The 23,893-nt window shown below is 62.0% G+C and carries 27 protein-coding genes; 21 read left to right on the forward strand and 6 right to left on the reverse strand.

Translation table 11 applies throughout. The features are described 5' to 3' along the window. The first annotated feature begins 6 nt into the window (after positions 1–6). From cheT to visR, 4 genes are all read left to right on the forward strand, one after another. Positions 7–399, forward strand: a complete 393-nt coding sequence (gene cheT / locus USDA257_RS01460) for a chemotaxis protein CheT (RefSeq protein ID WP_014761085.1) — start codon at positions 7–9, stop codon at positions 397–399. Between the two features lie 380 nt (positions 400–779). After that, positions 780–2,459 (forward strand): flagellar basal-body MS-ring/collar protein FliF, encoded by a 1,680-nt coding sequence (gene fliF / locus USDA257_RS01465; RefSeq protein WP_014761086.1) that lies wholly within the window; start codon positions 780–782, stop codon positions 2,457–2,459. A gap of 856 nt (positions 2,460–3,315) precedes the next feature. Then, entirely contained in the window at positions 3,316–4,053 is a 738-nt protein-coding gene (visN, locus tag USDA257_RS01470) for a transcriptional regulator VisN (RefSeq protein WP_041413788.1), read from the forward strand. A gap of 10 nt (positions 4,054–4,063) precedes the next feature. Then, a complete protein-coding gene (gene visR, locus USDA257_RS01475) occupies positions 4,064–4,804 on the forward strand; it encodes a transcriptional regulator VisR (protein WP_014761088.1) in 741 nt (246 codons plus the stop codon). Between the two features lie 152 nt (positions 4,805–4,956). Here visR and USDA257_RS01480 read toward each other — a convergent pair whose 3' ends face one another. The 6 genes from USDA257_RS01480 to motA form a co-directional block, all read right to left on the reverse strand. After that, on the reverse strand, positions 4,957–5,403 hold the full coding sequence (locus USDA257_RS01480; RefSeq protein ID WP_041413791.1) for a hypothetical protein: 447 nt from the start codon (positions 5,401–5,403) through the stop codon (positions 4,957–4,959). Then, complete coding sequence (gene flhB, locus USDA257_RS01485; RefSeq protein WP_014761090.1) at positions 5,400–6,482, reverse strand: flagellar biosynthesis protein FlhB; 1,083 nt, start codon at positions 6,480–6,482, stop codon at positions 5,400–5,402. Before flhB ends, USDA257_RS01480 begins: the two co-directional genes overlap by 4 nt. A 226-nt stretch (positions 6,483–6,708) precedes the next feature. Beyond that, positions 6,709–7,740, reverse strand: a complete 1,032-nt coding sequence (gene fliG, locus USDA257_RS01490; protein WP_014761091.1) for a flagellar motor switch protein FliG — start codon at positions 7,738–7,740, stop codon at positions 6,709–6,711. A 28-nt stretch (positions 7,741–7,768) separates the two neighbouring features. After that, the gene (gene fliN, locus USDA257_RS01495) at positions 7,769–8,386 is read right to left on the reverse strand and encodes a flagellar motor switch protein FliN (protein WP_014761092.1); all 618 of its coding nucleotides are present in this window, start codon (positions 8,384–8,386) and stop codon (positions 7,769–7,771) included. A 21-nt stretch (positions 8,387–8,407) separates the two neighbouring features. Beyond that, a complete protein-coding gene (locus USDA257_RS01500) occupies positions 8,408–9,355 on the reverse strand; it encodes a FliM/FliN family flagellar motor switch protein (protein ID WP_014761093.1) in 948 nt (315 codons plus the stop codon). Between the two features lie 4 nt (positions 9,356–9,359). Continuing rightward, positions 9,360–10,238 carry a flagellar motor stator protein MotA gene (gene motA / locus USDA257_RS01505; protein WP_014761094.1) on the reverse strand — a complete coding sequence of 293 codons (879 nt, stop codon included), beginning with the start codon at positions 10,236–10,238 and terminating at the stop codon, positions 9,360–9,362. Between the two features lie 183 nt (positions 10,239–10,421). Here motA and USDA257_RS01510 point away from each other — a divergent pair, with 183 nt between their 5' ends. The 17 genes from USDA257_RS01510 to USDA257_RS01590 all read left to right on the forward strand — a co-directional run bounded on the left by USDA257_RS01510 (position 10,422) and on the right by USDA257_RS01590 (position 23,814). Then, entirely contained in the window at positions 10,422–11,201 is a 780-nt protein-coding gene (locus tag USDA257_RS01510; protein ID WP_014761095.1) for a DUF1217 domain-containing protein, read from the forward strand. A gap of 1 nt (position 11,202) precedes the next feature. Further along, complete coding sequence (gene flgF, locus USDA257_RS01515; protein ID WP_014761096.1) at positions 11,203–11,928, forward strand: flagellar basal-body rod protein FlgF; 726 nt, start codon at positions 11,203–11,205, stop codon at positions 11,926–11,928. A gap of 87 nt (positions 11,929–12,015) precedes the next feature. After that, on the forward strand, positions 12,016–13,416 hold the full coding sequence (gene fliI / locus USDA257_RS01520) for a flagellar protein export ATPase FliI (protein WP_014761097.1): 1,401 nt from the start codon (positions 12,016–12,018) through the stop codon (positions 13,414–13,416). A gap of 2 nt (positions 13,417–13,418) precedes the next feature. Then, a complete protein-coding gene (locus USDA257_RS01525; RefSeq protein WP_014761098.1) occupies positions 13,419–13,970 on the forward strand; it encodes a hypothetical protein in 552 nt (183 codons plus the stop codon). A 181-nt stretch (positions 13,971–14,151) separates the two neighbouring features. Next, complete coding sequence (flgB, locus tag USDA257_RS01530; RefSeq protein WP_014761099.1) at positions 14,152–14,532, forward strand: flagellar basal body rod protein FlgB; 381 nt, start codon at positions 14,152–14,154, stop codon at positions 14,530–14,532. A 4-nt stretch (positions 14,533–14,536) separates the two neighbouring features. Then, on the forward strand, positions 14,537–14,956 hold the full coding sequence (gene flgC, locus USDA257_RS01535; RefSeq protein ID WP_014761100.1) for a flagellar basal body rod protein FlgC: 420 nt from the start codon (positions 14,537–14,539) through the stop codon (positions 14,954–14,956). Further along, on the forward strand, positions 14,956–15,291 hold the full coding sequence (locus USDA257_RS01540; RefSeq protein WP_014761101.1) for a flagellar hook-basal body complex protein FliE: 336 nt from the start codon (positions 14,956–14,958) through the stop codon (positions 15,289–15,291). Before flgC ends, USDA257_RS01540 begins: the two co-directional genes overlap by 1 nt. An 11-nt stretch (positions 15,292–15,302) precedes the next feature. Next, complete coding sequence (gene flgG / locus USDA257_RS01545; RefSeq protein WP_014761102.1) at positions 15,303–16,091, forward strand: flagellar basal-body rod protein FlgG; 789 nt, start codon at positions 15,303–15,305, stop codon at positions 16,089–16,091. A gap of 18 nt (positions 16,092–16,109) precedes the next feature. Beyond that, positions 16,110–16,619 carry a flagellar basal body P-ring formation chaperone FlgA gene (gene flgA, locus USDA257_RS01550; protein WP_014761103.1) on the forward strand — a complete coding sequence of 170 codons (510 nt, stop codon included), beginning with the start codon at positions 16,110–16,112 and terminating at the stop codon, positions 16,617–16,619. Then, positions 16,616–17,731, forward strand: coding sequence for a flagellar basal body P-ring protein FlgI (locus USDA257_RS01555; protein WP_014761104.1), 1,116 nt, complete (start codon positions 16,616–16,618; stop codon positions 17,729–17,731). The genes flgA and USDA257_RS01555 overlap by 4 nt, the downstream gene beginning before the upstream one ends. Next, positions 17,728–18,267 (forward strand): MotE family protein, encoded by a 540-nt coding sequence (locus USDA257_RS01560; RefSeq protein ID WP_014761105.1) that lies wholly within the window; start codon positions 17,728–17,730, stop codon positions 18,265–18,267. Before USDA257_RS01555 ends, USDA257_RS01560 begins: the two co-directional genes overlap by 4 nt. Continuing rightward, positions 18,264–18,974 (forward strand): flagellar basal body L-ring protein FlgH, encoded by a 711-nt coding sequence (gene flgH / locus USDA257_RS01565; RefSeq protein WP_014761106.1) that lies wholly within the window; start codon positions 18,264–18,266, stop codon positions 18,972–18,974. The genes USDA257_RS01560 and flgH overlap by 4 nt, the downstream gene beginning before the upstream one ends. An 11-nt stretch (positions 18,975–18,985) precedes the next feature. Further along, positions 18,986–19,474, forward strand: a complete 489-nt coding sequence (locus USDA257_RS01570) for a flagellar basal body-associated FliL family protein (protein WP_014761107.1) — start codon at positions 18,986–18,988, stop codon at positions 19,472–19,474. Positions 19,475–19,481: 7 nt separating this feature from the next. Beyond that, entirely contained in the window at positions 19,482–20,219 is a 738-nt protein-coding gene (gene fliP, locus USDA257_RS01575) for a flagellar type III secretion system pore protein FliP (RefSeq protein ID WP_014761108.1), read from the forward strand. 284 nt (positions 20,220–20,503) lie between these two features. Further along, complete coding sequence (locus USDA257_RS01580) at positions 20,504–21,412, forward strand: flagellin N-terminal helical domain-containing protein (protein ID WP_014761109.1); 909 nt, start codon at positions 20,504–20,506, stop codon at positions 21,410–21,412. 248 nt (positions 21,413–21,660) lie between these two features. Further along, the gene (locus USDA257_RS01585; protein WP_014761111.1) at positions 21,661–22,581 is read left to right on the forward strand and encodes a flagellin N-terminal helical domain-containing protein; all 921 of its coding nucleotides are present in this window, start codon (positions 21,661–21,663) and stop codon (positions 22,579–22,581) included. Between the two features lie 315 nt (positions 22,582–22,896). Further along, positions 22,897–23,814 carry a flagellin N-terminal helical domain-containing protein gene (locus USDA257_RS01590; RefSeq protein WP_014761112.1) on the forward strand — a complete coding sequence of 306 codons (918 nt, stop codon included), beginning with the start codon at positions 22,897–22,899 and terminating at the stop codon, positions 23,812–23,814. Positions 23,815–23,893: the final 79 nt, after the last annotated feature.

Below are 23,893 nucleotides of genomic sequence, written 5' to 3' on the forward strand. Positions count from 1 at the left end.
AAAAAGATGCAGACCGATCACCAGAGCTACATGCCTCACGCGGAAGAATCGCTGCCGGAAGTGCTGATGCGCATCGTCACGGAGCTCCATGACGTCGCTTATCTCATCGAGCGCATCGAGCCGCAGCTCTGGAGCGGCCGTGCTGCGTCCGCGACCGATCCGGCCGACAAGATGATGGTGCTCCAGGGCGTCGACCTTGCGGTCCAGAAAACCCGCGGGCTTGCCGAATTCATCGACACGATCACCGCATCGATCCCCGACACGTGCCTCGTCGATATCTCGACGGCCGTCAACCTGATCAAGCTTGCCGACATGAAGAAGGCGCTCGGCAGCGGCCTGTTGCGCCACGGCCACTCGCAGCCGCTCACGAAAGCCGCGGGCGATTTCGAGGCGTTCTGACACTACAGTGCCATACGTCTTATCAGACGCCACCGTACACAACAGTAGGCTACTGCGTTTGTCGGTGGGGCATGGCAAGGCTTCCTCTCGACCCTCATTCACAGGAATCCATTCAGCCCAAGTGCTTGGGCTGAAGTGACTCTTCCGCGCCGCAGACGCGGCGCTGCTGGATCCCTGTGAGATGACGCGCCGCCGGCAACCCGCCGGGAGATCGCCAGAGACTGTTTTCGTCAAGTTCGCGCAAGTTTCGCCGCCTAGCTTCGCTTCCGGGGCTGGGTAGATTCGCGCATATCGATACTGGCTTACCAGAATGTTGGATCTTCGCATGATGCCGTCGAGTACCGGCAAGGGTGCCATGCGATACTGGGTGCGGAAACAGAATGAATCTGTTCGATCAATTCTCGACGTTCACGAAAAACCTGAGCAATCTCGGGCAGAGCAAGCTGATAGCACTCGCGGTGGCCGGCATCGTCGCAATCGGCTTCGTTCTCGGCGCTGCCGTCTACGTCAACAAGCCGGCCTTTGAAACGCTCTATGTGGGCCTCGAACGCAGCGATGTCACCCAGATCAGCATTGCGCTTGCCGAGGCGAATCTCAACTTCGAGGTCGGTGCGGATGGCGGCAGCATCCAGGTGCCGGTCGGCATGACCGGCAAGGCTCGCCTGCTCCTGGCCGAACGCGGCCTGCCGAGCAGCGCCAATGCCGGTTACGAACTTTTCGACAATGTCGGCTCGCTCGGGCTCACCTCCTTCATGCAGGAGGTTACGCGCGTTCGTGCATTGGAGGGCGAGATTGCCCGCACCATCCAGCAGATCTCCGGCATCGCGGCGGCCCGTGTCCATATCGTCATGCCCGAGCGGGGCAGCTTCCGCAAGGCCGAGCAGACGCCGACCGCATCGGTGATGATTCGCGCGAGCGCGACGGTCGGCCGGGGCGCCGCCTCGTCCATCCGTCATCTCGTTGCTTCGTCCGTCCCGGGTCTCGATGTCGACGACGTCACCATTCTCGATTCGACCGGCCAGCTTCTTGCTTCCGGCGACGACCCGGCAAGCAGCGCCCTCAATCAGTCGCTCGGCGTGGTGCAGAACGTTCAGACCGATCTCGAGAAGAAGATCGACAACGCACTCGCGCCGTTCCTCGGCATGGACAATTTCCGCACCAGTGTCACGGCCTCGCTCAACACCGATGCCCAGCAGATCCAGGAGACCGTCTTCGACCCCGAATCGCGGGTCGAGCGCTCGACGCGCGTGATCAAGGAAGAGCAGAAGTCCAGCCAGCAGCAGCCGGACAATGCCGCCACCGTGCAGCAGAACGTGCCTCAGGCGGCGCCGCGTGGCGGTGCAGGCCAGCAGTCGAGCGACGAGGCAGAGAAAAAGGAAGAGCAGACGAACTACGAGATCAACAGCAAGACGATCGCGACCGTCAAGAACAGCTATTCGATCGAGCGGCTGTCGATTGCCGTCGTCGTCAACCGAGGTCGCCTGGCGGCCATGGTGGGCGAGACGGCCGATCAGGTAAAGATCGACGCCTATCTCCAGGACATGCAGAAGATCGTCGCGTCCGCTGCCGGCGTCGATCCGAGCCGCGGTGACGTCGTCACGCTGAACGCAATGGATTTCGTCGATACGCAATTGCTCGACCAGCCGGTGACCGGGCCGGGCGTCATGGAAATGCTGACGCGCAATCTCGGCGGCATCATCAACTCGCTGGCCTTCATCGTCGTCGCCTTCCTGGTCGTCTGGCTGGGTATGCGGCCCCTGGCCCGCCAGATGGGCTTTGGCGGCCGGTCGGGTCAACTCGAAGGCGAGGGCGCCGGGCTCGAACTGCCGGATTTCTCTCCGGCCGCCGCTGGCGCCGCGGGAGGTGCCCTCATGGAAGGCTTCGGTTCCGACTTCGGCTTCGACAGCACGGACGACCTGCTCAATCTCGGCGACGACAGCAGTGGCTTCAATCGCCGCGTCAAGGAAGGCCCCGAGCGCCGGCTCGCCCGCATGGTGGAGATCAGCGAGGAGCGCGCCGCAAAAATCCTCCGCAAATGGTCGCTTGACCGCGCCGCCTGAAATCGTTCGAGAGAAGCCTCTGACAGGAAACCCCGCCACACTGGCGGGGTTTTTGCATTTTGCCGGGCAGGTACCAGGTTCGCTGCGCACCGCTGCGATCGTCTGATGATTTGTCACACCGATCGAAATAGTGCCTGAGTCAAACACGCCGTGGCTGTGCCGGCACCCAATCCACGCAAGAATCCAAGCCGACCGGACGAGTCTAGGGGAGGGGCTGGATCGAAACTTTTAAAGAAAATTTTAACGATTTTAGATTCGGAAAGACCGACGCTGCCCTCTTTTCCCTGTTTGTCGACTGACGGTTGTTTCTCCAGTGCTCATTTCTTGGATATATAACTTCCGAGAGTCCAAATAAAGTTTGGATCATCTTTGCATCTATACAGGTCACTGCTGCCATCCCAGTGCGTGGAACTTGGTGCATTTTAGCAACATGCGTCATTCGAAAGTAAAGTTCGCTCGGCAATATTCGGGGTGCTCGCGGCTTTGAAGGCGCAGAAAGTCGTCGGAAAGTGGCCGCAGCCACTCCTTAGGCGTGTCTCTGACGCCTCAGCCGGCACCGGATTCGGAACTGACGATTGGCAAAAAAGCCATAAAAAACACCGGCATGCGTTGACAGAACAGCGCATGGGGCTGCGGTGGCGATTGTGACGAAAATCCGCAGGAGAGCGGCCACTCTACTCAAAGCTGCGCAAGCAAATCGCGCCGCAATCACCGTGTCTTTTTAGGGGCGGAGATGTACAGTTTAGATATTGATTCGTGCCCTGGTCTGCGCACGGGGAATGCCGGCTTTGATTGGCTGTCTGTCGGCAGGGCGAGTGTTCCAGGGGCGTCGAATCCGGCACGGGGGCTGAAAGTAATGGAGATTTCACCGACTGGCGCGGCCTGGTCTTTGCAGACCGCCGCGCCGCGCATGAGTAGTCGCGGCATATCGCGGGAACAGCTGATACGAAAGCTCGGGGAAGCTGCCGAGCGCAGCAGTCTCGCCAACGGGCTGGCTATCCTGACCGAATATGTCGGAGCAACGCACTACCTTCTGGCTCGCCACGATCTCTCGCAGGACGGAGGGCTTGATTTCGTTCTGTGTTCCGATTGGCCCTTCGACGTCGTGCGGCGCCTTTCAAGCATCGTCATCGGTCTGAACGCGAAGACGACCGAATTGGAAAAGTGCCTGACCGCGCTGCAGCCTTGCTTCCAGGCCCTGCCGGACGACATCGATCTGCCGCGCGGCGTCAACCGCTCCTATTGCTCCGTCACGTTCAATGTCGGTCGGTCCCGTTTCTCGATGATGCTGCTGTTCCCCGAGGACGTCATCCTGTCCCAGGAGGGACTGCGCGATATTGCCGTGCTGGCAAGCTATCTCGCGAGTTTCAAGGCCGATGCCGGGGTCAGGCACGACAGGGACTTCGAACTCACCGAGCGCGAGCTCGAATGCCTGTTCTGGATCGCCGAAGGCAAGACGAGCGAGGAGATGGCCGTGATCCTCGGCATTTCCCGCAACACGATCAACAACTACATCACCAGCGTCATGCGAAAGACCGCAACGCGCACCAGGTCGGAGGCCATCGCCCACGCCGTCCGCCACAATCTGGTATAGGAGCGAGACGATGGTGCACCTGGATTCGGAGGGTCGCTCGGACCATGTCCGCCTCGGCCGAAGCGCGCGTGCGGCGCGCGCGGCGACGCTGGTGACGCGGCTGCAGGTCATGCAGCGGCAGATCAACGCGAAGAACTTCGCGGTTCTGCGCGTCAATGGAAGGGGTATGCCGACGACGCGCAAGCTCACCTGCGTCCTGCACAATTGGGGTGCCGCGTCCGAAGCGAATGCGCACGAACTCTTGAAGGTCTATGGCGAGGAGTTGCTCCAGCACCTCGATCGTTCTCCGCTGGCGGTGCTGTGGGACGGCCAGGGAGAGCATCAGGCCGCCGACGTCCCCGACATGGCGCTGTTCTCGCACCGGCTCAAGGGGCGGAAGCTCTCCTATTCGGGTATCGCCTTCCCGATACGGCTCGGCGCGCAGGGCAACGGCTGTGTGGTCTTTGCCGGCAGCTACATCGATGCGCCGGCCGAGCAGATCCTCGACCTGCACGGGCGTTGCGCGCAGGTCATGATCGACATGCTGGCCGCGGACGAAAGACGACTGTTCAAGGGCGAGAGCCTCAGCGACCGCGAGATCGCCTGTCTGCAGATGGCGGGCGACGGCTATATTAGCGAGGAGATCGCCGAAAAGATGGGACTTTCGGTCCACACCGTGAATGCGTATCTCGGCGCCGCCACGACGAAACTCGATTCCGTCAACCGCATCCAGGCGATCGCCAAGGCGATACGCCTCGGTTACATAAGTTAACGCCTGTTCTCAGGTCGGTTTCCCCTCACCTATCTCTCCCCGTCAGGACGGGGAGAGGGGACTACGAGCGCGCAGCTTGCCCCTTTTCCCCGCATGCGGGGAGAAGGTCGCGGCAGCGGGATGAGGGGGGGACCCCAACCGCTCCAAACTGGTCAGCTTGCGAGCCGCAGAGGGTAGGATTTGACGAATCTCGCCTCTTCCAGGCTCCTGGCGAGGAAGGCGGTATTCTCGTCCGGATCGGTCGAGGGATGCTGGAAGTTGATGTGGCTGATCTCGATGCCGGCCGCCTCCCCGGCCAGCACGAGCCGTGCATAGACCGTTACGCCGCGGGGCTTCAACTCCAGGTCCAGAATGATTTCGGGGCGACTGTTCCAGTCGAGATTGTAGTTGCCGCCAAGGCCGAAATTCACGGTGCCCGGCAGGAAATAGAGTTCCGCCGCCGATTCCACGAGATCGGCGAGGCTCGCATAGGACTCGAACCGCAGGAGTGCGATGAAGTCCGCGGCGTCGATCAGGCGCAGTTCTGTCGCTACCGGACGAATCGCCTCTGCCACTAGTTTTTCGCGTTTTTCGGAGAATTCGCACTTCTTCAAGATCATGTCACCCGTTTTTGTTGCGGCTGAGCTGCGTAAACCCGGTGAATGAGTTCGGCGACTGCCTTGTAAAACACCGGTGGAATGACACTATCCACCGAGACTTGTGCAAACATGGAGCGCGCGAGCGGCGGATCCTCGAAGACCGGAATGCCGTTTTTTTCTGCGATCTCGCGGATCTTCAGGGCGACGAGATCCTGCCCCATGGCGACGACGACGGGCGCGTCGTTCTCTTCGCGCACGTAGCGCAGCGCGACCGCATAGTGCGTCGGGTTGGCGATCACCAGAGTGGCGCGGGGCACCGAGCCGATCATGCGCTTGCGGGCCCGGTCCCGCTGCATGGACCGCAGCCGCGCCTTGACGATCGGATCGCCCTGCGACTGCTTCAATTCCTCCTTCACCTCCTGCTTCGTCATCCTCAGTTCCGTGTACCAATGATGACGGGTCCAGAAGAGATCGACGATCGCCAGTGCCGCCGTGGCAAGCAGCACGACGGTGACGATCTGCTTGAGATCGGAGGTCATCGTCGCGAAGATCGTCACCGGATCTGAAAACATCAGATCGAGCGTGGCGAAATAGTCGTTCCACAAGACCACGACGACAATGATCGACACGACGATGATCTTGAACAGCGACTTGGCGAATTCCACCAGCCCCGGGATGCCGTAAATGCGCTTGAAGCCTGCTATCGGCGACACGCGGTTCATCTTCGGCATGATCCGGTCGAGCACCGGACGCGGTAGGTTCTGGAAGATCGACGACCCGACGCCGAAGATGATCAGCAGCAGGAAAATCGGAAGAACCAGCCCCGCAGACTTCAGGACGACGTGCGAGATCAACCCGACGGCATCCGTTGCCGTTTCGAGGCGCCAGGCTTCCGGTTGCTCGAATATGTCCTTGAGAGCCTCGGCCGTGCTGGCCGCGCCCTCAGAGAGAAAAAACACGATGAAGATGTAGACCGCGAGCGTCGAGGCGAAGGCCGTCACTTCACGAGAAAAGGGGACATTGCCCTTTTCCGTCGCATCGGACAGTTTTTTCTCCGATGGTGCTTCGGTTTTACTGTCCTTGTCCTGATCTTCCGACATGAAACAGGAAGCTCCCATTCTCGCAAGGAGCGGCGTCCGGTTCGCGGCCCGTGCTTCGCCGGCTCCGCGCCGATCTACCGGCGCCAGCGTGCTCCACTGCCTCTGTCGTGGACCGCGCGGGTTTTATGCGCAAGAGCCGGACGCCAAGAAGACGGCCGGCTCAACAGAAATTAAAGCAGTCGTGGAATCTTGCCGACGCGACCTGGCGTCGGGGAGCAACCTGGCGCTAGGCGGCTTCCGATTCCTTTTCCTTGAGCTCCAACTGTCCGCTCGCCGCGAGGCGAATCGCTTCCTGCGTGATCGAACGCCTGGCGATGGCGATATCGCGCGGGTTGATGCCGGCATCGCCGACTGCAAGGTCCGATTCGATCATGCGCCGCTGGCGTGCACCGACGGACGCGAGGATCGATTCGCGCAGTTCCGGCGCCGAACCCCTGAGCGCCATGGTGATGACGTCGGTCGAGACATCGTTGAAAAGCTGCACCCGGCTTCTCTGCGGCATGTAGAGGATATCGTCGAAGAGGAAGATCTTCGGCCGGACCTTCTTGGCGGAATCGGTGTTGATCGTTTCCAGCGAGGCGAGCAGCGTATCCACCTGCTTCTTCTCGAGCTCGTTCATCACCTCGGCGATCTTCGCCGGGCCGGGCGAATTGCGCTCCGCCTCCATCTCGCCGATCATCTCGATGACGCGCGTCTCGATGATCGACGCCGCCTTCGGGCTGACATTCTTCATGTTGACGGCGCGGTTGAGAACGTCCGGCCGCTGCCTGTCCGATAGCTGCAGCAGCACCTTGGCGCCGAAGCTCGAAGGCATCATCGAGAGAACGTAGGCGATCGTCTGCGGATGCTCCTTGGCGAGCAACTGGGCAACGGCGACCGGATCGCATTCCTGCAGCCGATCCCAGATGCTTGCTTCGTAGGACTGGAAGGTGGCGCGCCGCCCAAGCAGGCCATCGACCTCGTCCGGGGTCAGGCCTTCTTCGAGAATGCTCTCCATCGCCTTGGCGTTGTCCATCAGGCCAGCGCCTTCGGTGAACAGATCCTCGAACTCGTTGACCAGCGCCTCGAGCTCGTGGGGAGGGATGGCGCGCAGCGACTGCGCTGCGGCGATGATGGACTGCAATTCGCTCTGCGTGAAGAATTTCAACAGTTTACCGGCCACGGATTTACCCATGGCAAGCAGCACGGCTGCGGCCTTTTCCGTCTGACTGAGCGGTCTTGCCAGTGCCTGCGCTTCGAAACTTTCGAAATCCATCATGGATTCATCCCTCGCCCGATCATCGGGCCTATTTCCTGCTGCCCTTTATCTCGATGAGCTTGACGCCGAACCGGGTCACATCGCCCTCAAGTACGGTAATCTCGCCGCGGCCGATCACCCGGCCGTTGACCATGATCTCGACCGGCTCGCCGATCCTGCGGTCGAGCGCGATCGTTGCGCCTTCGGTCAGTCCCATGAGACCGGAGACCTGCATCCGGCTCGTGCCGAGCACGATCTGGACATCGATCGGGATGTCCATGATCAGGTCCATGTTTGCCGCCATGCCGCTGCCCGGCGCACTTTCGACGCCGGACATCGCGGCACCGAAATCGTCGCCGCCGAAATCGCTGCCGGCAAAGCCGGCGCCCACATCGAGGCCGTCGCCCAGGGACGCGTCACCGAAATCGCCGCCGAAGCCGCCGGCACCGAGATCGGCGCCGAAATCCGCAGCCTGGCCGAACGGCTCGGCGGCACCGAACTCGGCACCGAAATCCGTTGCTGCGCCGTCCTGCTTGAGAACGCCGCGCAGATCGTCGATCGCCTGGTCGAGCTCGGCGTCTCCCGCGAATGCGGTCTGTTCTTCGATGGATGCTGCTTTCTTGCGTACCATGTGCGGATTATTCCAGTTGAAGCTTGCCTCAGGCATTCTGCGATGCGAGGTGACGGTTTAACTCATGATGTGACGAAGGATATCCTGCTCGGAACCGTGCGTATCCTTGATGCGAACCGTGTATCTCGAACCGGACCGGCCGAATTCGCAGACGTAGAGATCGCGCCCGTTGGCGTTCACCTCGACCCGCACGTCCTGGCCGTCGTGAAAGGGGATCACGTCTCCCGGTTGCAGTCGGCTGATCGTCTCGAGCGTCAGGCTCTCCAGCTGAATGCGCGCCTCGAGCGTGACGGCCGAGCGGCGAATCTGCTCCTCGAGTTGCTCGGTCCAACCGGTCTTCATGTTTTCGTTCTGTCCGGCGCTCCTCGGCAGAACGATCTGGCTCTTGAGCAATACGCTTTGCGGAATGATCACCGAGAAGGTGGAAAGCACCGGCCCGAGCCCGAAGGTCATGTCGATCGAGGCGGCGTAGACGTCCTCCAGCGCAGGGTCGGGCGGCAGGCGCTCCGCCCCGTTGTACGGCCGGCCCACCAGCGGCTCGAAACCGCCGGGGGCGTTTACCGCCATGCGGACGACCTCGGCGATCCTCTCGAACACCGGCATCGCCACATCGATCTCGATCTTGGAGAGCGCGCGTGGCAGCGGCTCCTCGATGTCGGTGGGCTCGGCGCCGAGCAGGGCTTCGACGAGAGCGATGAGAACGGGACTGTCGCAGCCGATCTGAAATTCGGCGCACCAGTTGCGGAGCGAAACGTCACTGAGCAGAACCGCTTCTCCGAGGTCGGCGATGAGCTCATTCCTCAACCCCATATTGAACCCGGCATAGCCGATCGCGATGTCGTGGCCCGTCTCCTGCTTGAGCATATCGGGGAGGAGTTCGCTGAAGACATGGCCGAGCTCCAGAGTCGTGCGGCCGATGGTCTTGTCGTCGCCGAGCGCGCCGGTCATGCGCGCCAGCAGTCTCTTGTCGAAAGCGTGGACGTTCGATGCGGTGCTCGGGTTCATGGTGTCAAGCCGCCTTGCTTTCGCTACCGCCGCCCGGATTCATCATCTCCTGCTCGACCGCATCGATGGACGGACGCTCATAGGCGGAGATCGTCTTGCGGCCATATTCGAGCGCGACCTGGGGAACCGAGCCGTTCATGTAGGCAAGCAGTGTCTGCTTGACGATGACGTAGAGCCGGTTCTGCTTCTCGCGGACCGATTTGATGTTTGCGACCAGCGGACCGACGATCGAGTAGGAGAGAAACACGCCGAGCAGCGTTCCGACGAGCGCGGCGGCGATCTTCGCGCCCAGCACTTCCGGCGCTTCGCTGATCGCGCCCATCGCCTTGATCACCCCGAGAACCGCCGCGACGATGCCGATCGCCGGCAGCGCGTCGCCCATGGTCGTCAGGGAGTGATAGCACTTCATCTTGTCGTGGGTGATCGTATGGATCTCTTCATCCATCAGCGCTTCGATCTCGTGCGAGCGCGCGTTGCCGATGATGATGAGCCGCACATAGTCGCAGATGAACGCCGTCAGTTCCTTGTTCTGCAGGACGGTCGGCGCGGATTGGAAGATCGGCGATTCCTCGGGATTGTCGATATGGGCTTCGATCTCGTTGCGCGACTTGGTTCTAAGGTCGCGCATCAGGCTGTAGAGGACGCCGAGCGTGTCGAGGTAATGGCGCTCCTTCGGCACCTTGTGCCTGAACGCTTCGCCGAGCGCTTTGCCGGTATCTTTCACCACTTTCATCGAGTTGGCCATGATGAAGCCGCCGATGCCGGCCCCGCCGATGATCAACAATTCGAAGGGCTGGTTGAGGACTTCCAGATGGCCGCCCATGGCGAGGTATCCGCCGAGGATACAGCCGAAAGTCACAAGAAGCCCGATGATGATGTTCATTGTCGATACCTGTCGCGATCGTGATTTTCCTCCATGGAATAGGATTTCATCCTTGCGTGAGGCTGGCCGTTGAAGTCTGCTCGAAACCGGCGCGCCGAACAGGTTCGCGCAAGCCAACAAGGTCAGGATTTGTCAAGGTCGGGCCATGGCGCCGGACCGCTATTCCGGACAGGGCGAGCGATCGTGACCACGACCTACACGAGCTACAAGCTGATAACCGCCGACCTCACCAGGTCGCTGGAGCGCGTCTCCGATCAGCCGGACGTGGCGCGGGAGACGAAATATTACCTTTCCAAGATAGGCAGCATCAAAACGCTTGACGAGTTCTTTGCAGACAGCCGGCTCTATGACTACGCGATGAAGGCCCATGGTATCGAGGACATGGCCTACGCAAAAGCCTTCATGCGCAAGGTGCTTACCGAGGGTATCGACAGCGACGACGCCTTTGCCAACAAGCTGGCCGACAGCCGCTACAAGGCCCTGGTCGAATCGCTGAACTTCGCCCGGCATGGCGATACGGCCACCTCGTTCGAGCGTGCGCAAAAGGGCGTCGTCGACAAATACACGCGCCAGAGGCTGGAGCAGAATGCCGGCGAGGAGAATACCGGTGTCAGGCTGGCGCTCTATTTCGAGCGCATGGCGCCCTTGATCACCAGCGGTTACGAGATCATTGCCGACGAGGCGCTGGCGCAGGTCGTGCGGACCGCGCTGCAACTGCCCGAGGAATTTGCCGCAGCCGACGTCGACCGGCAGGCCAAGGCCTACGAGGAAGCGATAGACCTCAAGGATTTCCAGGATCCCGTAAAGCTCGCGGCCTTCATCGATCGCTTCACCGCCCTTTGGGAAATCAACAATTCTTCCGACAGCTACGATCCGCTTGCGGTTTTCGGTTCTTCGAGCGGCTACGGAATTTCCCCCGACCTGCTCCTTTCCATCAACAATCTGAAACTCGGGGGAGCCTGACGTGCAGACCGGTCTCTATGTCGCGCTTTCGTCGCAGATGGCGCTCGAGAAGCGCTTGAATACGCTTGCCGACAACATCGCGAATGCCAATACGGTCGGCTTTCGCGCAACGGAAGTAAAGTTCGACCAGGTGCTTGGCGACACGAAGCCGAACCGGGTCTCTTACGTGTCCGAGGGCGAGGAATATCTGAGCACCAATAACGGGGCCTTAGCGAGGACCGGTTCTGCCCTCGACTTCGCCGTCAAGGGGAACGCCTGGTTCTCGATCGACACGCCGGGCGGACCGGCGCTCACCCGCGACGGTCGCTTCACCCTGACCGAGACCGGCGAGTTGGTGACCATCAAGGGATATCCGGTGCTCGATGCCGGCGGTGCGCCGATCCAGCTGAACGGCGGGGCTGGCGAGATCACCGTCGGCGCCGACGGCGCCATCCACCAGAACGGTGTCCAGGTCGCGCTGCTCGGCCTCTATGAGGCGGATTTCTCGAGCGGCTTCGTGCGCTATGACAACAGTGCCGTCATGCCCGCCGCCCAGCCGGAGCCCGTCGTCGACCGCTTCGATGTCGGCGTGATGCAGGGCTTCCTCGAAGAATCGAACGTCAATGCCGTCCAGGAAATGACGCAGCTCATCACGGTGACGCGCGCCTTCGACAATATCACGGCTTTGATGCGCGACAGCGAAGGATCGCTTGAAGAAGCGATCAAGACGCTCGGCGGCGAGCGCTAGTGCGCGTCGCCCAAAAGCGTGCCAGCGGTTTTGGGATAACCAGACGCACACAAACAATGACCTGGGTCGATCGCGACGGAAATCTGCATGGAACGCCAAGGCTCTGACATCCTTCCGGCTTCGACCTCGCTGGCGGCGCTCGCCGGCCTGGTCGAGCGTTATGCCAATCCCGACTTTTCGATCGCCCCAGGCGGCCATGTCCAGACGATCTCGCCGGGGCACTATACCGTCACCGGCCTGTCTCGCCATGTGCGGCTCGGGGATTTCGTGGCGCATAAGAGCGCGACCGGCACCCATCTCGGCGAGGTCGTCCGCGTCGAACCGGAGCGGGTCGTCGTCTGCCCGATCGAGCCCGGCGATCCGATCGGCATCCACGATACCGTCATCCGCAAGGGCGCCTTCCGGATCGCGCCGACGGACAATTGGTGCGGCCGCACGATCAACGCGCTGGCCGACCCGATAGACGGCCGCGGTCCCCTCATGCAGGGCGACATCCGCCGTCCGATCTCCAACACCGCCCCGCCGTCGATGACCCGCAGACGCGTCGAACAGGGTTTCAAGACGGGCGTGCGCGCCGTCGACATCTTTTCGCCGCTCTGCCTCGGGCAGCGCCTCGGCATTTTTGCCGGCTCCGGCGTCGGCAAGTCGACGCTGCTTTCGATGCTTGCGCGCGCCGACGCCTTCGACAAGGTGGTGATTGCGCTGGTCGGCGAACGCGGCCGCGAAGTGCGTGAATTCATCGAGGATACGCTCGGCGACAATCTCGCCAAGTCGGTTGCCGTCGTCGCCACCAGCGACGAGAGCCCGATGCTCAGGAAAATGGCGCCGCTGACGGCAGTGACGATCGCCGAGCACTATCGTGACAAGGGCGACAACGTTCTGCTGATCGTCGACAGCGTGACGCGTTTTGCCCATGCGATCCGCGAGGTGGCGACGGCGGCCGGCGAGCCGCCGATCGCCCGCGGCTATCCGGCTTCGGTCTTCACGGAATTGCCGCGCCTGCTCGAGCGCGCGGGCCCCGGTGCCGAAGGCACCGGCACGATCACCGCGATCATCTCGATCCTGGTCGACGGCGACAATCACAATGATCCGGTTGCCGATTCGGCGCGCGGCATCCTCGACGGGCACATCGTCCTCGACCGCAGTCTGGCCGAAGAAGGTCGCTATCCGCCGATCGATCCGCTGGCTTCCATCTCGCGCCTGGCAAGAAAGGCCTGGACGCCGGACCAGGAAAAGCTCGTGGCGCGGCTGAAATCGCTGATCCATCGCTTCGAGGAGACTCGTGACCTCAGGCTGATCGGCGGCTACCGCGCCGGCGGCGACCCCGATCTCGACATGGCGATCAAACAGGTGCCCGTCATCTATGACGTCCTCAAGCAGACGCCCGGCGAGCGGTCCGCCACCGATGCCTTCACCGACCTTGCCAATGCGCTGAAGGCAGCCGCCATGGGCAACCAGCCCGCCGCGGGCATCCGGGGGAAGGGATAGCAATGACCGATAACGACGCGGACGAAATCGTCCGTCAGCGCCGGCGCGACGCCAAGATGCCGCTGACCGACAAGGTGCTCGGCGCGATCGGGCTGGCCATGGCTGCCTTTGCGACCTTCTTCCCGTGGTACGCCTTCCTGCACCAGGACCAGTTCTCGATTCCGCCACTGTGGCAGGGAACGACGCGGGATCTGCCTGAGCGCCCCGGTCGCGGCGTCGTGTCGGTCTCGCCGCTGGCGATGACCGATGTCGACGAGGAGACGGCCGCAGCGATCGATCGGCTGACGACGGCGACCGTGCCCGGGCTGGAGCATCAACCGGCCGCGGCCGCGGGCGAGCCGGAAGCCGGTCTGGAGCAGCCCTTTCCCGAACCGTCCGGCTTCAAGCTGATGCACGTCGCCAACGGACGGGCCCTCATCGAGGACGCGACCGGCATGTATATCGTTCGCATCGGTTCGGTCCTGCCGGACAATAGCCGGCTTGCCACCTTCGAAGAGCGGAACGGCCGCTGGGTGATGATCACCTCCAAGGGCGAGGTCTACCAGGCTAACTAGGCCGCGCCGCCAGGATGCCTCGGCGAGCTGGCGCCTGCCGCGGGAATTGGCGGCGCGACGGCTTCGCCGCCAAAGCGCCCTGACGAGAATTCGACGCACTTGGTTCGTCATCCCGGTCTCTCGACAAGTCCCACGCAAGATTACCCGCCTAGGGTCCTCCTCATCTCATGAGGAGTAGTCGATGGATCCGATTCAGCTTTTCGATCTCGCGTCGCGCCAGGCCCAATGGCTGACGGTCCGCCAGAATGTCGTGGCCGGGAACATCGCCAATGCTAACACACCGCATTACAAGGCCAAGGACGTCCAGCCCTTCGAAAGCGTGCTCCAGAACACCGGCATCCAGATGGCGGCGACCCATCGCGCCCATTTCACCGAGAGCCCGGACGCCGCGCAGGTGACCGACGTCAGCATGATCGACGATGTGGCGGTCCAGCAGTCCGGCAATACCGTCGCGCTCGAGCAGGAAATGATGAAGACGGGCGAGATCAAGCGCGACTACGAACTCAATTCCGGGCTCGTGAAATCCTTTCACCGGATGATGCTCATGACGGTACGGAAATAACACCATGGATCCTTTGACCTCGGCACTCAAGGTTTCGGCCTCGGGCCTGCAGGCGGAATCGACGCGGCTGCGCGTCGTTTCCGAAAACATCGCCAATGCCCGCTCCACCGGCGACGTGCCCGGCGCCGATCCCTATCGCCGCAAGACGATCTCCTTCGCTGCAGAAGTCGATCGTGCAAGCGGCGCATCGCTCGTGGAGATCCAGCGTCTCGGCACCGACGATTCGGAATTCACAATCGAGTTCGATCCCGGCAATCCGGCCGCCGATGAGAGGGGCATGGTGAAAATGCCGAATGTCAACGTGCTGATCGAGATGGCCGACATGCGCGAATCCAACCGCGCCTACGAGGCTAACCTGCAGACCATCAAGCAGTCCCGCGATCTCATTTCCCAGACAATCGACCTGTTGAGGGCTTCGCAATAATGATCGATGCAATTCAGTCCGTCGGCGCGTTTTCGACCCTGAAGGAGGCCGAGGGCACCAGCCCCGTCGCCTCGACCGCGCTCTCCCTGCCGAGTGCCGGAGCTTCCGCTCCGCAATCGCAGAGCTTCGCCGACATGCTCGGCAACATGACCACGGACGCCATCCGGTCGATGAAATCGGCGGAAGGGGTGTCGTTGCAGGCGATCCGCGGCGAGGCGAACACCCGTGAGGTCGTCGATGCGGTGATGAGTGCGGAGCAGTCGCTGCAGACCGCGCTCGCCATCCGCGACAAGGTGGTCACCGCCTATCTCGAAATCGCCCGCATGCAGATCTGAAGGAACGTGACATGAAGGCCCTTTCCATCGCCGCCACGGGCATGAATGCCCAACAGCTGAACCTCGAAGTCATCGCCAACAACATCGCCAACATCAACACGACCGGCTACAAGCGGGCGCGCGCGGAATTCTCGGACCTGCTCTATCAGACGGAGCGCGCCCAGGGCGTGCCGAACCGCTCCAATCAGGCGATCGTTCCGGAAGGCGCGATCGTCGGTCTCGGCGTGCAGACGGCGGCCGTCCGCAACCTCCATGTCCAGGGCAGCCTGGTCAACACCAGCAACGATCTGGACCTGGCGCTTGTCGGCCGCGGCTGGTTCCAGGTCGAAACGCCAAATGGGGAGACGGTCTATACCCGCTCGGGTGCCTTCAACACCAACGCCACCGGCCAGCTCGTCACCATCGACGGCTACACGGTAGTTCCCGGCATCACCGTGCCGCAGGACGCCACCGAGATCACCGTCTCCGCTTCCGGCCAGGTTCTGGTGCGGATTGGCGACGCGACGGAGACCCAGGAAATCGGCCAGTTGACGATCGCCAATTTCGTCAACGAGGCCGGATTGGAGCCGCAGGGCGAAAACCTCTTCAAGCAGACGGCGGCATCCGGCGAGCCGATCGTCGGCACGCCGGCGGATCCCGGCTTCGCGCAGGTCAAGCAGGGCTATCTGGAATCCTCCAACGTCGATCCGGTCAAGGAAATCACCGATCTGATCTCGGCCCAGCGCGCCTACGAAATGAACTCGAAAGTCATCCAGGCCGCGGACGAGATGGCCGCCACAGTGAGCAAGAACCTCAGGTAACGGAAAGAGGGGGCAAACATGATGTTTCGCCGATCCGCCAAAACGGCAGCAATCGAAAGCGGTTCCGGCCGCTTGAAGCGGTCGCTCGCATCTGCCGCGATCGCCGCCGCTTTGCTGTCGCCGGCGCTCGTTTCCGCACAGCAGCCGACCGCCGTTATCCCGAAGCAGACCATCTATCCCGGCGAAACCATCGAGGCGAGCATGTTGGAAGTGGTCGACGTGACCAATCCGGATCTCGCCGACGGCTACGTCGGTTCCCTCCACGAGGTCGAAGGCAAGGTGACGAAGCGGACCCTTCTGCCGGGACGGGTGATCCTCGCCTCGGCGCTGCGCGACCGATTCGCTGTGGAACGCGGCTCGACGGTTCGGCTGATCTTCAGCAATGGCGGGCTGACGATCACCGCTTCCGGCTCGCCGCTGCAGGACGCGGCGGTCGGCGAACTGATCCGCGCCCGCAATATCGATAGCGGCGTCATCGTGTCCGGTACGGTGATGGCCGACGGCACGATCCATGTGGTGGCGAAATGACGATGCGCGTTTCCAAGTGGTTGCTGACCTTCGCCTTGCTGTTTGCGGCGACATTGACGCCCGCCCATGCCGCGTCGCGCATTAAGGACGTGGCCTCGCTTCAGGCCGGCCGGGACAACCAGCTGATCGGCTACGGATTGGTGGTCGGGCTGCAGGGAACCGGCGACAGCCTGCGGTCCTCGCCGTTCACCGACCAGTCGATTCGCGCCATGCTGCAGAATCTCGGCATTTCGACGCAGGGCGGCGAGTCTCGGACGCGCAACGTCGCGGCGGTCCTGGTCACCGCGACGCTGCCGCCCTTCGCCAGCCCCGGCAGCCGCGTCGACGTCACCGTCGGATCGCTTGGCGACGCGACGTCGCTGCGCGGCGGCACGCTCGTCATGACGTCGCTCTCGGGCGCCGACGGGCAGATCTACGCGGTGGCCCAGGGCTCGATCGTCGTCACGGGCTTCAGTGCTCAGGGTGACGCGGCGACGCTGTCGCAGGGCGTGACCACCGCCGGCCGCGTCCCGAACGGCGCCATCATCGAGCGCGAGCTGCCGTCCAAGTTCAAGGACGGCTTCAACCTCGTGCTGCAATTGCGCAATCCGGACTTTTCGACCGCCGTCGGCATGGCGGCGGCGATCAACAAATTTGCGGCCGCCCAGTTCGGCGGCCGCATCGCCGAAGCCTTGGATTCGCAGTCCGTTCTCGTCCAGAAGCCGAAGATGGCCGACCTCGCCCGACTGATGGCCGACATCGAAAACCTCGTCGTCGAGACGGACGTCCCGGCGCGCGTCGTCGTCAACGAGCGGACCGGCACGATCGTCATCGGCCAGGATGTGCGCGTTGCCGAAGTTGCGGTCAGCTACGGCACCCTGACGGTGCAGGTGACCGAGACCCCGACTGTCGTGCAGCCGGCGCCCTTCTCGCGCGGCGAGACGGCCGTTGAGCCCAATACCACCATCGAGGCGCAGTCGGATGGCGGCACGGTCGCAATCCTCAACGGGTCGAGCCTTCGTTCGCTTGTTGCGGGCCTGAACAGCATCGGCGTCAAGCCGGACGGAATCATCGCCATCCTGCAGAGCATCAAGACGGCGGGAGCCCTACAGGCGGAGCTTGTGCTGCAATGACCGGAATTTTGAACCATCTACTCGGCAGGTCTCGCCGCACGCTCATGGCCGCGGCCGGTGCCGCGCTGATGCTGGCGATGCCCGGCGCATTCGCGCAGGACGTGACCGCGCCGCCCGCAGAAAACGCTGCCGCGAACGAAGTCCAGCAATTCTGCACCAATATCGCCGATGCGGCGCGCGACCAGCGCTACCTCCTGCAGCGCAAGGAACTCGAAACCCTGCAGGCGAGCGTCGACGAACGCATTGCGACGCTGGAAAAGCGCCGGGCCGAATACGAGGATTGGCTCAAGCGCCGCAACGATTTCCTGAAGCAGGCGGAACTCGGGCTCGTCGATATCTACAAAACGATGAAGCCCGACGCCGCCGCCGGCAAGCTCGAGATGGTGCGTCCGGAGATCGCCGCGGCGATCGTCATGAAGCTACCGCCGCGCCAATCCTCGCTGATCCTCAGCGAAATGAGTGACGAAAAGGCGGCGGTGCTCACGAACATCATTTCCAGCGCCAGCGACCCGAACACCTCGAAGGAGCCATCATGAGAATGCAACTTACGGCCGCTCTGGCCGCGAGCCTCCTTGCGGGATGTCAGAACCAGGCCTTCAAGGAGATCGGCCAGGCGCCGGCGATGAGCCCGATCGGCAGCGGCCTGCAATACACCCAGGCGCCGCAGCTCGCCATGTATCCGAAGCAGCCGCATCAGATGACCGCCGGATATTCGCTGTGGAACGACCAGCAGGCCGCCCTCTTCAAGGACGCGCGCGCGATCAATGTCGGCGACATACTGACGGTCGATATCCGGATCGACGACAAGGCATCCTTTAACAACGAGACCGACCGCAGCCGAACCAATTCCAGCGGCTTCAATCTCGGCGCCGCCGGCGAATCGCAGACCAGCGACTTCGAATGGTCCGGCAATCTCAAATATGGGTCGAACACCAAAACCGAAGGGGACGGCAAGACCGAGCGCTCCGAGAAGCTCAGGCTGCTGGTTGCCGCCGTCGTCACCGGCGTTCTGGAAAACGGCAATCTGTTGATCAGCGGCTCCCAGGAAGTGCGCGTCAATCACGAGCTGCGCATCCTCAATGTCGCCGGCATCGTCCGGCCACTGGATGTCGATGCCGACAACATCATCTCCTATGACCGAATCGCCGAGGCCCGCATCTCCTATGGCGGCCGCGGCCGGCTGACCGAAGTCCAGCAGCCGCCCTATGGTCAGCAGATCGTGGATCTCATTTCGCCGATCTGAGGGGCACGACGATGGAAGAAATCGACAGCAAGCAATCCAAATCCCCATCGCTGGTCATGACCATTGCCGCCGTCGCCGTGCTGACGCTCGTCGCCGGCGGCGGCGGCTGGCTTGTCGGCGCTCTTCTGGCGCCGCCGCCGGCACAGAAGACCGAGGCCGCAGAGGTGCCTCCGGACGCCACCGGCGAGGAGGACATTCCCAAGATCGCCACCGAAGCCAATGGCGTCGTCCAGCTTGAACCGATCACCACGAACCTTGCCTATCCGGCGGAGAATTGGGTCCGGCTCGAGGTCGCGCTGCAGTTCGAGGGCGCGCCGGACGTTGCGCTGGCGGAAGAAATCCACCAGGACATCGCCGCCTATCTCAAGACTGTGTCGTTGCAGCAAATTCAGGGGCCGCGCGGCTTTCAATATCTCCGGGATGACATCCAGGAACGGGTTGACCTGCGCTCCGACGGGCGCGTAACCAATGTGATGTTCAGGACCTTCGTCATCCAATGATTCGCTGATGCTCCGGATTGCTGCATTTATTATCGCCATGATGGCGATGTCGGGAATTGCCGGGGCCCAGAGCTTTCCCGCCGATATTCTGAACACGCCGGTCGACGGCTCGGTCGCCTCGTGGATCATCCGCACCTTCGGGCTGTTGACCGTCCTTTCAGTGGCGCCCGGCATTCTGATCATGGTGACAAGCTTTCCGCGCTTCGTCATCGCCTTTGCTATCCTGCGCTCAGGCATGGGGCTCGCGACCACGCCGTCGAACATGATCATGGTGTCGCTGGCGCTGTTCATGACCTTCTATGTGATGGCGCCCACCTTCGACCGTGCCTGGCGCGACGGCATCGATCCGTTGCTGAAGAACGAGATCTCCGAGACCGAGGCGCTCACGCGCGTCTCGGAGCCGTTCCGCGAGTTCATGCTCGCCAACACGCGTGACAAGGACCTGCAGCTCTTCATCGACATCGCCAGGGAAAAGGGCCAGACAGTCGTCGTCGACGACAAGGTGGATCTCCGCGCCGTCGTGCCCGCTTTCATGATCTCGGAGATCCGCCGCGGCTTCGAGATCGGCTTCCTGATCATGCTGCCGTTCCTGGTGATCGACCTGATCGTCTCGACCATCACCATGGCCATGGGCATGATGATGCTGCCGCCGACATCGATCTCGCTGCCCTTCAAGATCCTGTTCTTCGTGCTGATCGACGGCTGGAACCTGCTCGTCGGCAGCCTGGTGCGCTCCTTTACCTGAGGCTGCTGCCGGTGTTCCTCGTTAGGACATCCGGCGACCCCACAACAATCCGTTAAGCATAGGATTTCACGCGGGATTCACCACGTTATCGCGTCGCCTCCGGGAGTGCCCTCCGGGTTAAGGTGTTGGCAAGAAATGGCTGCGAATTTCGTCCTCACACGACGGGTTTGGTGTCCTTCACGAGCTGAACGGAACCGAGTGGCATGATGCCGGACCGTCGTGACCGGTAACGATTTTCAGCCCGGTATGTCCCCCCATAAGTATTTCGTAAAGGGACAACGAGTATGGCAAGCATTCTCACCAACAGCTCGGCAACGGCCGCTCTCCAGACGCTGCGCTCCATTTCCTCCAGCATGGAAGACACGCAGAACCGCATTTCCACCGGCATGCGCGTCGGCTCTGCTTCCGACAACGCCGCCTATTGGTCGATCGCGACCACCATGCGTTCTGACAACGCAGCCCTTTCGTCGGTCACCGACGCGCTCGGCATGGGCGCCGCCAAGGTCGACACCGCCTATGCCGGTATGGAAGCCGCCATCGATGTCGTCAAGGAAATCAAGGCGAAGATCGTCGCCGCCACGGAAGAAGGCGTCGACGGCGCAAAGGTCCAGGAAGAAATCGACCAGCTTCAGGACCAGCTCCTGAGCATTGCCGAATCCGCCTCTTTCAACGGGGAAAACTGGATTGCAGGCGAAGCTGCCACGAAGACCGTCGTAACCGGCTTTGTTCGTGCTTCGGACGGCACGGTTTCGATCAAGACGTCCAGCTATGCGCTCACCGATGCGGCCGATGGTACGCTCCTCTTCGCTGACGATGGTGCAGGTGGACTCGATACCGCGACCGGCATCCTCGGCACGGACGGCACCAACGGCAACAATGTCTACGGCCTCGACATTTCTGCGATGGACGCGACGGCCCTCGGAGAGGCGCTCTCCGACGTCGAAGACGCGCTCACCGCGATGACCAGCGCCGCCTCTTCGCTCGGTTCGATGTCGACCCGTATCGATCTGCAGGCCGACTTCGTTTCCGAACTCAGCGACTCGATCGAAAACGGTATCGGCCGCCTCGTCGATGCCGACATGAACGAGGAGTCGACCCGCCTGAAGGCCCTGCAGACGCAGCAGCAGCTCGCCATCCAGGCCCTGTCGATCGCCAACTCCGACTCGCAGAACATCCTGTCGCTCTTCCGCTAATCGGCGAACCGGCACGGGGGCTGACTGTGCCGCACCGCTGGAAAAGAGCCGCGACCGAACCCGGTCGCGGCTTTTTCGCATTTTTTTTCCTGCTTCAGCATTCCTTAACCATCTTGCTGTTTCCTAAGGCCATCGAAACGGCGGGTTAACCAACAAAATTAAGTGGTTAGCAGGCATGATGCTGACCGTCGCTTGCCGGCGTACTCCGGAATGTCCCTTCTTAATCAGCCACTAAGGGGCACTCAGAAATGACAAGCATTCTCACCAACATTGCCGCCATGTCCGCACTCGAAACGCTGCGGAGCATCGGTAACAACATGGAAACGACCCAGGGCCGGGTCTCCTCCGGCCTGCGCGTCGGCGAGGCTTCGGACAACGCCGCCTACTGGTCAATCGCGACCACGATGCGGTCGGACAACATGGCGCTCTCCGCCGTCCAGGACGCCCTCGGCCTCGGCGCCGCCAAGGTCGACACCGCTTACGCCGGTATGGAATCGGCTATCGAAGTCGTGAAGGAAATCAAGGCCAAGATCGTTACGGCAACTGAAGAAGGCGTCGACAAGGCCAAGGTTCAGGAAGAAATCGATCAGCTTCAGGAACAGCTGCTGTCGATCGCCGAATCGGCTTCGTTCAGCGGCGAGAACTGGATCGGCGGCGTAGCCGGCAACACCGTGACCGTCGTGTCCGGCTTCGTCCGCGCCTCCGACAGCACCGTCTCCGTCAAGACGACGAGCTATGCGCTGGTCGACGGTGTGTCGGGTGGCAACCTCCTGTTCAGCGACGACGGCACCGGCGCTCTCGACACGGCAACCGGTATCCTTGGCACCGCCGGTGCCTCCGCTGGCGGCTACGATGTCTATTCGTTGGACATCAGCGCACTCGCGACGGCGGACATGAACGACGTGCTGTCGGACGTGGACGATGCGCTCTCGGCCATGACCAGCGCTGCTGCAGAGCTCGGTTCGATCTCGATGCGCATCGGCCTGCAGGAAGATTTCGTCGCGAAGCTCTCCGACTCGATCGACTCCGGCGTTGGCCGCCTCGTCGATGCCGACATGAACGAGGAATCGACCCGCCTCAAGGCCCTGCAGACGCAGCAGCAGCTCGCTGTCCAGTCGCTGTCGATCGCCAACAGCAACTCGGAAAACGTCCTCCAGCTCTTCCGTTAATCGACAGAGCCGGACTAGGGATCAGACGATCCCTCAAACGCTCAAGATTGCTGAAAGCCACTTCAGAAGGCCGCATCTTGCGAAAGGTGCGGCTTTCACGCATTTGCGCCCCAGCACAAGGAAATTGTTAGGTTTTGTTAATTTTATTAACCGCTCTTCAGAGTTTGTTAACCATGTTCCCGTTAGCTGGCCGCATCGAAACGATGGGTTAACCAAAGTGACCAGCGGGTTAACAGGCATGACGCCGCTCATTCGTTCCCGGCGGCGATCCGGAATGTTTCTTCATTCCAATGCCATTCGAGGGGCGAACAGACCATGACCAGCATCCTGACCAACACGGCGGCTATGGCCGCGCTTCAGACCCTCCGCGCGATCGACGACAGCATGGAGACGACGCAGGCTCGTGTTTCATCAGGGTTGCGCGTTGGCGAGGCGGCGGACAATGCCGCCTATTGGTCGATTGCCACCACCATGCGTTCCGACAACATGGCGCTTTCCGCCGTTCAGGACGCGCTCGGTCTTGGTGCCGCCAAGGTCGATACCTCCTATGCGGCGATGGAAAGCGCCATCGAAGTCGTCCAGGAAATCAAGTCGAAGATCGTCGCCGCCACCGAAGAGGGTGTTGATAAGACGAAGATCCAGGAAGAAATCGACCAGTTGCAGGAGCAACTGATGTCGATCGCCGAATCGGCCTCCTTCAGCGGCGAAAACTGGGTCGCCGGCGACGCGGCCGTCAAGAGCGTGGTCTCTGGCTTTGTGCGCGCCTCCGATGGTACCGTTTCGGTGAAGACGACCACCTACACGCTCGACGACACGGCGACCGGCAATCTGCTCTTCGGCGGTGACGGCGCTGGCGCCATCGTGGATACCAACGGCATTCTCGGCACCACCGGCGGCGCGACGATCGGCGTTTCCATCTATGCTCTCGATATCACTGGCTTCGACACCACCGAAATGGCCGAAGCGCTGACCCTTGTCGAAGATGGCCTGCAGGCGATGACGAGCGCCGCCTCGGAGCTCGGCTCGATCTCGATGCGGATCGGCCTGCAAGAGGAATTCGTCGCGGCGCTGACCGACTCGATCGACTCGGGCATCGGCCGTCTCGTCGATGCCGACATGAACGAGGAATCGACCCGCCTCAAGGCCCTGCAGACACAGCAGCAGCTGGCCGTCCAGTCGCTGTCGATCGCCAACACCAATTCGGAAAATATCCTCCAGCTCTTCCGCCAGTAGGCCGGGTCCGCAGCCGGCTAAGGCTGTCGTCCCAATCTTCGGGACCTGATTTTCCAGGCCGCGCAATTGCTGCGCGGCC

Origin of the sequence: Sinorhizobium fredii USDA 257 (genome assembly GCF_000265205.3) — a bacterium.
Taxonomy (GTDB): domain Bacteria; phylum Pseudomonadota; class Alphaproteobacteria; order Rhizobiales; family Rhizobiaceae; genus Sinorhizobium; species Sinorhizobium fredii_B.

Coding starts and splice junctions, on each gene's coding strand:
- cheT (WP_014761085.1), top strand. CDS start 7: ATGCAGACCGATCACCAGAGCTACATGCCTCACGCGGAAGAATCGCTG.
- fliF (WP_014761086.1), top strand. CDS start 780: ATGAATCTGTTCGATCAATTCTCGACGTTCACGAAAAACCTGAGCAAT.
- visN (WP_041413788.1), top strand. CDS start 3,316: ATGGAGATTTCACCGACTGGCGCGGCCTGGTCTTTGCAGACCGCCGCG.
- visR (WP_014761088.1), top strand. CDS start 4,064: ATGGTGCACCTGGATTCGGAGGGTCGCTCGGACCATGTCCGCCTCGGC.
- USDA257_RS01480 (WP_041413791.1), bottom strand. CDS start 5,403: ATGATCTTGAAGAAGTGCGAATTCTCCGAAAAACGCGAAAAACTAGTG.
- flhB (WP_014761090.1), bottom strand. CDS start 6,482: ATGTCGGAAGATCAGGACAAGGACAGTAAAACCGAAGCACCATCGGAG.
- fliG (WP_014761091.1), bottom strand. CDS start 7,740: ATGATGGATTTCGAAAGTTTCGAAGCGCAGGCACTGGCAAGACCGCTC.
- fliN (WP_014761092.1), bottom strand. CDS start 8,386: ATGCCTGAGGCAAGCTTCAACTGGAATAATCCGCACATGGTACGCAAG.
- USDA257_RS01500 (WP_014761093.1), bottom strand. CDS start 9,355: ATGAACCCGAGCACCGCATCGAACGTCCACGCTTTCGACAAGAGACTG.
- motA (WP_014761094.1), bottom strand. CDS start 10,238: ATGAACATCATCATCGGGCTTCTTGTGACTTTCGGCTGTATCCTCGGC.
- fliI (WP_014761097.1), top strand. CDS start 12,016: ATGGAACGCCAAGGCTCTGACATCCTTCCGGCTTCGACCTCGCTGGCG.
- USDA257_RS01525 (WP_014761098.1), top strand. CDS start 13,419: ATGACCGATAACGACGCGGACGAAATCGTCCGTCAGCGCCGGCGCGAC.
- flgB (WP_014761099.1), top strand. CDS start 14,152: ATGGATCCGATTCAGCTTTTCGATCTCGCGTCGCGCCAGGCCCAATGG.
- flgC (WP_014761100.1), top strand. CDS start 14,537: ATGGATCCTTTGACCTCGGCACTCAAGGTTTCGGCCTCGGGCCTGCAG.
- USDA257_RS01540 (WP_014761101.1), top strand. CDS start 14,956: ATGATCGATGCAATTCAGTCCGTCGGCGCGTTTTCGACCCTGAAGGAG.
- flgG (WP_014761102.1), top strand. CDS start 15,303: ATGAAGGCCCTTTCCATCGCCGCCACGGGCATGAATGCCCAACAGCTG.
- flgA (WP_014761103.1), top strand. CDS start 16,110: ATGATGTTTCGCCGATCCGCCAAAACGGCAGCAATCGAAAGCGGTTCC.
- USDA257_RS01555 (WP_014761104.1), top strand. CDS start 16,616: ATGACGATGCGCGTTTCCAAGTGGTTGCTGACCTTCGCCTTGCTGTTT.
- USDA257_RS01560 (WP_014761105.1), top strand. CDS start 17,728: ATGACCGGAATTTTGAACCATCTACTCGGCAGGTCTCGCCGCACGCTC.
- flgH (WP_014761106.1), top strand. CDS start 18,264: ATGAGAATGCAACTTACGGCCGCTCTGGCCGCGAGCCTCCTTGCGGGA.
- USDA257_RS01570 (WP_014761107.1), top strand. CDS start 18,986: ATGGAAGAAATCGACAGCAAGCAATCCAAATCCCCATCGCTGGTCATG.
- fliP (WP_014761108.1), top strand. CDS start 19,482: ATGCTCCGGATTGCTGCATTTATTATCGCCATGATGGCGATGTCGGGA.
- USDA257_RS01580 (WP_014761109.1), top strand. CDS start 20,504: ATGGCAAGCATTCTCACCAACAGCTCGGCAACGGCCGCTCTCCAGACG.
- USDA257_RS01585 (WP_014761111.1), top strand. CDS start 21,661: ATGACAAGCATTCTCACCAACATTGCCGCCATGTCCGCACTCGAAACG.
- USDA257_RS01590 (WP_014761112.1), top strand. CDS start 22,897: ATGACCAGCATCCTGACCAACACGGCGGCTATGGCCGCGCTTCAGACC.